Source organism: Microbacterium sp. K41 (assembly GCF_004794395.1).
In the GTDB taxonomy this organism is placed as follows: Bacteria; Actinomycetota; Actinomycetes; order Actinomycetales; family Microbacteriaceae; genus Microbacterium; species Microbacterium sufflavum.
Genome location: NZ_SSDO01000039.1, coordinates 1 through 7170, shown reverse-complemented (window position 1 = coordinate 7170; position 7170 = coordinate 1). Strand labels below are relative to the sequence as shown.

General features: G+C 70.2%; 5 protein-coding genes, 1 tRNA gene and 1 pseudogene. 6 read left to right on the top strand and 1 reads right to left on the bottom strand.

Features of this window, described 5'->3' with window-relative positions:
* The 6 genes and pseudogenes from DW309_RS19855 to DW309_RS00495 form a co-directional block, all read left to right on the top strand.
* Positions 1–205 (top strand): annotated as a pseudogene (locus DW309_RS19855) (helicase); the annotation flags it as partial.
* Positions 206–283: 78 nt separating this feature from the next.
* A complete protein-coding gene (gene topA / locus DW309_RS00515) occupies positions 284–3163 on the top strand; it encodes a type I DNA topoisomerase (RefSeq protein WP_136044214.1) in 2880 nt (959 codons plus the stop codon).
* Positions 3160–3789, top strand: coding sequence for a dTMP kinase (gene tmk, locus DW309_RS00510; protein ID WP_136037030.1), 630 nt, complete (start codon positions 3160–3162; stop codon positions 3787–3789). The genes topA and tmk overlap by 4 nt, the downstream gene beginning before the upstream one ends.
* Before the next feature lie 87 nt (positions 3790–3876).
* The gene (locus DW309_RS00505) at positions 3877–5034 is read left to right on the top strand and encodes a DNA polymerase III subunit delta' (protein ID WP_136032182.1); all 1158 of its coding nucleotides are present in this window, start codon (positions 3877–3879) and stop codon (positions 5032–5034) included.
* Entirely contained in the window at positions 5031–6584 is a 1554-nt protein-coding gene (locus DW309_RS00500; protein WP_205812569.1) for an alpha/beta hydrolase, read from the top strand. Before DW309_RS00505 ends, DW309_RS00500 begins: the two co-directional genes overlap by 4 nt.
* A 70-nt stretch (positions 6585–6654) precedes the next feature.
* Positions 6655–6727, top strand: a tRNA-Thr gene (locus tag DW309_RS00495).
* 84 nt (positions 6728–6811) lie between these two features.
* On the opposite strand, the gene DW309_RS19150 is transcribed toward DW309_RS00495, so the two are convergent.
* On the bottom strand, positions 6812–7170 hold a 359-nt coding region (locus DW309_RS19150; protein WP_205812568.1), incomplete at its 5' end, for a hypothetical protein.

The following is a 7170-nucleotide window of genomic DNA, read 5'->3' as shown; positions in this document are numbered from 1 at the left end:
GCTCGCCGCCGCCGATGCGCGCAGCGGTGCGATTCCCACGGCTCGCACGCCGTGCGACCTGGCCGCGCACGTCGCCCAGGCCGGAGGGGCACGCCTGATCGCGTGTTCGCTGGCCGGGGACGTGGCGACCGTGACGGTGTCGGCGGCGTACGCTGGACTCGCAGCCGTCTCCCGCGCCCGTGCCGGGCAACCCGAGGAACCGTGACGGCCGCGCGACCCTCGCTCGCTGTGAAGTACCCCGCACAGCGGTGTGTATGGTGTGCTTCGAAGAAAGGACGCACCCTTGGCTGAAGGCAAGAAGCTCGTCATCGTCGAGTCCCCGACGAAGATGCGGTCTATTCAGGGATACCTCGGCGACGGCTACGAGGTGCTCAGCTCCGTCGGCCACATCCGCGACCTCGCCGACAAGAAGGACATCCCCGCCGACGACAAGAAGGCGTACGGGAAGTACTCGATCGACATCGACAACGGGTTCGACCCGTACTACGTCGTCTCCGACCGCAAGACCAAGACGGTCGCCGAGCTGAAGCGTGCGCTGAAGAGCGCCGACGAACTCCTGCTCGCCACCGATGAGGACCGTGAGGGTGAGGCCATCGCCTGGCACCTGCTCGAGACCCTCAAGCCCAAGGTGCCCGTCAAGCGCATGGTGTTCCACGAGATCACCAAGGATGCGATCCAGGCCGCCGTGGGGAACACGCGCGAGCTGGATCATGCCCTGGTCGATGCGCAGGAGACCCGCCGTATCCTCGATCGTCTGTACGGGTGGGACGTCTCGCCGGTCCTCTGGTACAAGGTCAAGACCGGGATCTCCGCCGGGCGGGTGCAGTCCGCGGCGACGCGTCTGATCGTCGACCGCGAGCGCGAGCGCATGGCTTTCGTGTCGGCTGAGTACTGGGACGTCGACGCCGACGCGGCCGCGACCGGCACCTCCTTCCGGATCCGTCTCGTCCGGGTCGACGGCGGCCAGCTCGCCCGCGGCACCGACTTCGATGACACCGGAAAGCTCAAGAAGGCCGTCGTGGTGCTCGACGAGGCACGCGCTGCCGCACTGGCCAGAGCCGTCGACGCCACGGGTGCGGGGACGGTCACCAAGGTCGAGGCGAAGCCCGGCACCCGGAGCCCGTACGCCCCCTTCACGACGTCCACCATGCAGCAGGAGGCGGGTCGCAAGCTCTCGATGAGCGCCAAGCAGGCGATGAGCGTCGCCCAGCGCCTGTACGAGAAGGGGTACATCACCTATATGCGTACCGACTCCACGGCGCTGAGCACCCAGGCGGTGCAGGCGGCGCGGAGCCAGGCTGTCGCTCTCTACGGTGACAGCGCGGTGCCGCTCAAGCCGCGCGTCTACAAATCGAAGAGCAAGAACGCCCAGGAGGCCCACGAGGCCATCCGTCCCTCCGGCGAGAACTTCCGCACGCCGTCGTCGCTGTCCTCCGAGCTCGACCGCGAGGAGCAGCGTCTCTACGACCTGATCTGGAAGCGCACGGTCGCGAGCCAGATGGCGGACGCCAAGTACGAGACGACGACCGTCACGATCGCCGTGGATGCCGATGGCCAGACGGCCGAGTTCACCGCATCCGGCACCGTCTACACCTTCAAGGGCTTCCTGGAGGCCTACGAGGAGGGTCGCGACGAGAAGCGCGGCGACGCGGACGCCGCCGAGAACCAGTCGCTCCCGGCCGTCGCCGTCGGGGATGAGCTCGCCGTCTCCCACGCCGAGGCCAAGGGCCACCGCACGACCCCGAAGCCGCGCTACACCGAGGCGTCGCTGGTCAAGGTGCTGGAGGAGAAGGGCATCGGTCGTCCGTCGACCTTCGCCACGATCCCGGAGACCATCCTCGACCGTGGCTACGCGGTCAAGCGCGGACAGGCGCTCGTGCCCACGTGGCTGGCGTTCAGCGTGGTGCGGCTGCTCGAGGAGCACTTCGCCGAGCTGGTCGACTACGACTTCACCGCGGCGCTGGAAGACGACCTCGACACGATCGCCCGGGGCGAGCAGAACCGCGTGGAATGGCTCAAGTCGTTCTACTTCGGCTCGGAGTCGCACGTGGGGCTGCGGCAGGTCGTCGACAACCTCGGCGAGATCGACGCGCGGGCCCTGAACTCCACGCGCATCACCGACACCGCGACGTTGCGCTTCGGCAAGTACGGCCCCTACCTGGAGGTCACGGATCCGGAGAACCCGGACGCGAAGCCGCGCATCGTGAACGTGCCGGAGGACCTGGCGCCCGACGAGCTGACGGCGGAGAAGGCGCAGGAGCTGATCGACGCCCCGGTGGCGGGGGACCGCGTGCTCGGCACGAACCCGGAGAACGGCAAGATCGTCGTCGTCAAGGACGGCCGGTTCGGACCGTACGTGCAGGAGAACGACCCGGTCTCGGATGACGCCGCGGTCGACGAGGCGACCGGTGAGGTCGTCGAGGCTCCCAAGCCCAAGCGCGGTGCGAAGAAGGAGACGGCGCCCAAACCGCGGACCGCCTCGCTGTTCCGCTCGATGTCGGTGGACACGCTCGACCTCGACACGGCCCTCCAGTTGCTGAGCCTCCCGCGGGTGGTCGGCGTCGACCCGGAGTCCGGCGACGAGATCACCGCGCAGAACGGCCGGTTCGGCCCGTACCTGAAGAAGGGCACCGATTCGCGGTCGCTCGAGAGCGAGTCGCAGATCTTCGACGTGACGCTCGACCAGGCCCTCGAGATCTACGCCCAGCCGAAGTACGGCGCAGGTCGTCGCGCCTCGAGCGCGCTGGCCGAGTTCGACGCCGACCCCGTGAGCGGGAAGCCCATCCGCGTGCGCGACGGTCGCTTCGGTCCCTACGTGACCGACGGTGAGACGAACGTCACGATCCCGCGCGGCCAGAAGCCCGAGGACATCACGTTCGAGATCGCCGTGCAGATGCTGGCCGACAAGCGCGCGAAGGGCCCTGCGCCCAAGCGCGGCTCGCGTACCGCCGCGAAGAAGGCTCCGGCGAAGAAGGCTCCGGCGAAGAAGGCTCCGGCGAAGAAGGCGAGCGCCGACGGAAAGGCCACGAAGGCGACGGCGGCGAAGAAGACCGGGAAATCCGCGGGCTCCACGTCGGCGGCGCGCTCGGCCGCGGCGAAGAAGGCGGCGGCGACGCGCGCGGCGAACGCGGCGGCGAAGGCGGCGGAGAAGGCCGGCTCGTGACCGGGAGCCGCGGCGCCTGGATCACTCTCGAAGGCGGGGACGGCTCGGGTAAGACCACTCAGGCGAACGTTCTCGCCGACTGGCTGGAGCAGAGCGGGCGCACCGTGGTGCGCACCAGGGAGCCGGGGGGATCCGAGGTCGGCACGCTGATCCGCGAGATCGTGTTGCACCATCGCGGGGACATCGCGCCGCGCGCCGAGGCCCTCCTGTACGCCGCCGATCGGGCGCATCACGTCGCGACGGTCGTGCGCCCGGCGCTCGCGCGCGGTGAGGTCGTGCTGCAGGACCGCTACCTCGACTCGTCCGTCGCCTACCAGGGTGCCGGTCGGGTGCTCGACCCGGCCGAGGTGCGGGACCTGTCGCTGTGGGCGGCCGAGGGCGCACTTCCCGATCTCACGGTGCTGCTCGACCTCGACCCCGCCGCGGCGCGCACCCGGCTCGACTCGGCCGACAAGCCCTTCGACCGCCTCGAGGCCGAGCAGGCCGAGTTCCACGAGCGCGTGCGCGAGGCCTACCTCGACCTGGCCGCCGCGGAGCCGGAGCGCTTCCTCGTGCTCGATGCCGCCCAACAGCCCGAGGCGATCGCGGAACGGATCCGAGCTCGCGTCGCTGAGCTCCTGGACTGATCCTCCACAGGTCGAACAAAGACGGCTGCGACCACGGATGACGGGAGACGTCCCCGCGGCGTCGGCGGTCCCGATTAGGCTGAGGACATGCCCCCGACTCTCGCCCCCGCATTCCCCTGGGCGGACGTCTGGGGCCAGGACGCGGCGGTCGACACGCTGCGCGCGGCGGCAGCCGATCCGTCGGCCCTGTCCCACGCCTGGCTGATCACCGGCCCGCCGGGGTCGGGGCGGTCGACGCTCGCGTACGCGTTCGCCGCGGCGCTGATCGCTGAGGGTCCCGATGACGAGGCCACCATGCGCCAGGTCCTCGCCGGCACCCATCCCGACGTCACGGCGCTGCGCACCGACAAGGTCATCATCACGATCGCGGAGGCGCGATCCCTGGTCGAACGCTCGTACTTCGCCCCGTCCGCCGGGCGCTACCGCGTCATCGTCGTCGAAGACGCCGATCGCATGGTGGAGCGCACGTCCAACGTTCTGCTCAAGGCTCTGGAGGAGCCCCCGGAGCAGACGGTCTGGATCCTCTGCGCGCCGAGTGAGGCGGATCTGCTTCCCACCATCCGTTCGCGCGTGCGGTCGCTGCGGCTGCGGGAACCCGACGTCGCCGACGTGGCACGACTCATCAGCCTCCGCACGGGGGTCGATGAGGCGGTCGCCGAGCAGGCGGCGCGTCACGCGCAGCGGCACATCGGGATGGCCCAGCGGCTCGCCACCGATGACGCCGCACGACGTCGTCGTGAAGAGACGCTGCGCGCCGTCATCGGTGTCCGCGGTGTGAACGACGCGGTCGATGTCGCCGGGCGCATCATCCAGGCGGCGACCGAAGACGCCAAGGCGCTCACGGCCGAGCGCGACGCGAACGAACGGGCGGCGCTGTTGCGCACCGTGGGCGTGGCCGAAGGGCAGGCCGTGCCACCCGCGCTCCGCCCGCAGGTGTCCGCCCTGGAGGACGAGCAGAAGAAGCGGGCCACGCGGAGTCTGCGCGACGGCATCGACCGCGTGCTCACGGACATGCAGTCGCTGTTCCGTGATGTCGTGATGCTCCAGTTCGGGCGCAGCGACGACCTCATCAACAGCGAACTGCGCCCCGAACTCGTCGATCTCGCGGCGGCCTGGCCCGTCGCCCGGACCCTGGTCGTCCTCGACCACCTTGCCGAGACCCGGCAGTCGCTGGAGCGCAACGTCGCTCCGCTGCTCGCCCTGGAGAGCTTGCTCGTGACGGTCACGAGCGGGAGGAAACCGTGAACACTCGCCCTCTGTCGCGCCTGCGTCGCGCGGCCGCGCTCATCGCCGGACTGGCCGTCGCCTCGGTCGCCCTCTCGGGCTGCCTCTACGCGATGATCCCCGAGCAGTCGGCACGCCCGGCGGGCGAGAAGGAGCCGGACACCGAGGGTGTCGCGGCCGACCTGCTGCCCTACTACTCCCAGAAGCTGGACTGGACGGAGTGCGGCACCGGCTTCGAGTGCACCGACGTCACGGCGCCTCTCGACTGGGAGAACCCCGGCTCCGGCGAGATCCAGCTCGCGGTGGTGCGGCATCGCGCGGAGGGCACCGCGGTCGGCTCGCTCCTCACGAACCCCGGCGGGCCCGGCGCGAGCGGGGTCGACCTGGTACTCAGCAGCCTCGGCTATGCGGTCGGCCCCGCACTGGTCGAGAACTACGACGTGATCGGCTTCGACCCTCGCGGGGTAGGCGGGTCGACGGCCGTCACCTGCTACGACGACGCCCAGATGGACGACTACCTCTACGGCATCCCCGAGGCCCAGCGGGGGAGCGCCGAGTGGGAGCAGGAGCTGCTCGACGGGCATCGCGCCTTCGCTGAGGCGTGCGACGCCAACAGCGACGGCATCCTGCCGTACATCACCACGGTCAACGCGGCCCGCGACATGGACCTGATCCGCGCGGTGCTGGGAGACAAGCAGCTCAACTACCTCGGCTACTCGTACGGCACGTTCCTCGGTGCCACCTACGCCCAGCTCTACCCCGAGAAGGCCGGACGCCTCGTGCTCGACGGGGCGATCGACCCCTCCGTCCCGGGACTCGAGGTCGGGGCCACGCAGGCGCTGGGATTCGAGTCGGCGCTGCGGGCATACATGCAGAACTGCCTCGATTCGGGCAACTGCCCGTTCAGCGGCTCGGTCGACGAGGCGATGGCCGACCTCGGAGCGCTCCTGGCCAGCGCCGACCGCACGCCCCTCGAGAACGGGGACGGACGACTGATGGGCGCCGATGCGCTGATGACCGCGATCATCGCCGCGCTGTACTCGCAGGACAGCTGGGACTACCTCACCCAGGCCCTGGAGGAGGCGCTGCAGGGCGACCCCACGACCGCGTTCGTGCTCGCCGACTTCTACAACGGTCGGGAGAACGGCACCTACATCGACAACTCCAGCGAGGCCTTCCGCGCGTACAACTGCATGGACTATCCGGTGGAGGACGACCCGGCGGCCGAGGCGGCGATCACCGCGAAGATCGCGGAGGGGGCACCCACGATCGCGCCCTACTGGACCGGCCCGGACCCCTGCGAGGTGTGGCCCTATCCGCCGACGGGGACGCGCGGGGAGATCGCGGCGGAGGGCGCCGGTCCCATCGTCGTCGTCGGTACCACCAATGACCCGGCGACGCCGTACGAGTGGTCCGAGTCGCTCGCGGACCAGCTGGAGGAGGGCGTGCTGATCACCCGTGTGGGCGAAGGGCACACCGGCTACAACAAGGGCAACACCTGCGTCGACGAAGCGGTCGAGGGATTCCTGCTCGACGACGTGGTGCCCGAGGACGGCCTGCGCTGCGAGTGAGGGCGGGCTCGATTCGCGAGCGAGGCCGAGACAGGGTAATATCGGTGATCGCGCCGCTCACGCGTCGCACGCCGCTTTAGCTCAGTCGGCAGAGCATTTCACTCGTAATGAAAAGGTCGTCAGTTCGATTCTGACAAGCGGCTCAGTGAAACCCCCGGGATCCTCGAGATCCCGGGGGTTTCTGCGTGTGAGGAGCTGCGCCATCGGGCGTGGCACGGCACCGACGCCTAGGTGCGCCGTGCCAGGAGTGCCGACGCCGTGAGCGCCACCCCGCGATCCTCATCCCGTGCGAATCCGCCCAGGGCCTCGTCCGCGCTCAGGCCACGAACCCCCGCCAGTGCGGCGGCGAGCCGGCGACGCGCGACGACCGAGGCGCCGTCGGCGGCACGCTGCACGTGCTCGGCCACGGTCCGCGCGGCTGCGGGGTCTTCCGCGAGTCGTTCGAGCACCTCCGCGGCGGCGACGTCGTCGACCCCGGCTGCCACGTCCGCCACCAGCCGGGGAATCACAGCCGTGTCCCCGTCGCGGCCCCGCGCTCGGGCGGCCGCGGCCGCGATCTCCCGGTCGGGGTGCTCGATCGGCGCGC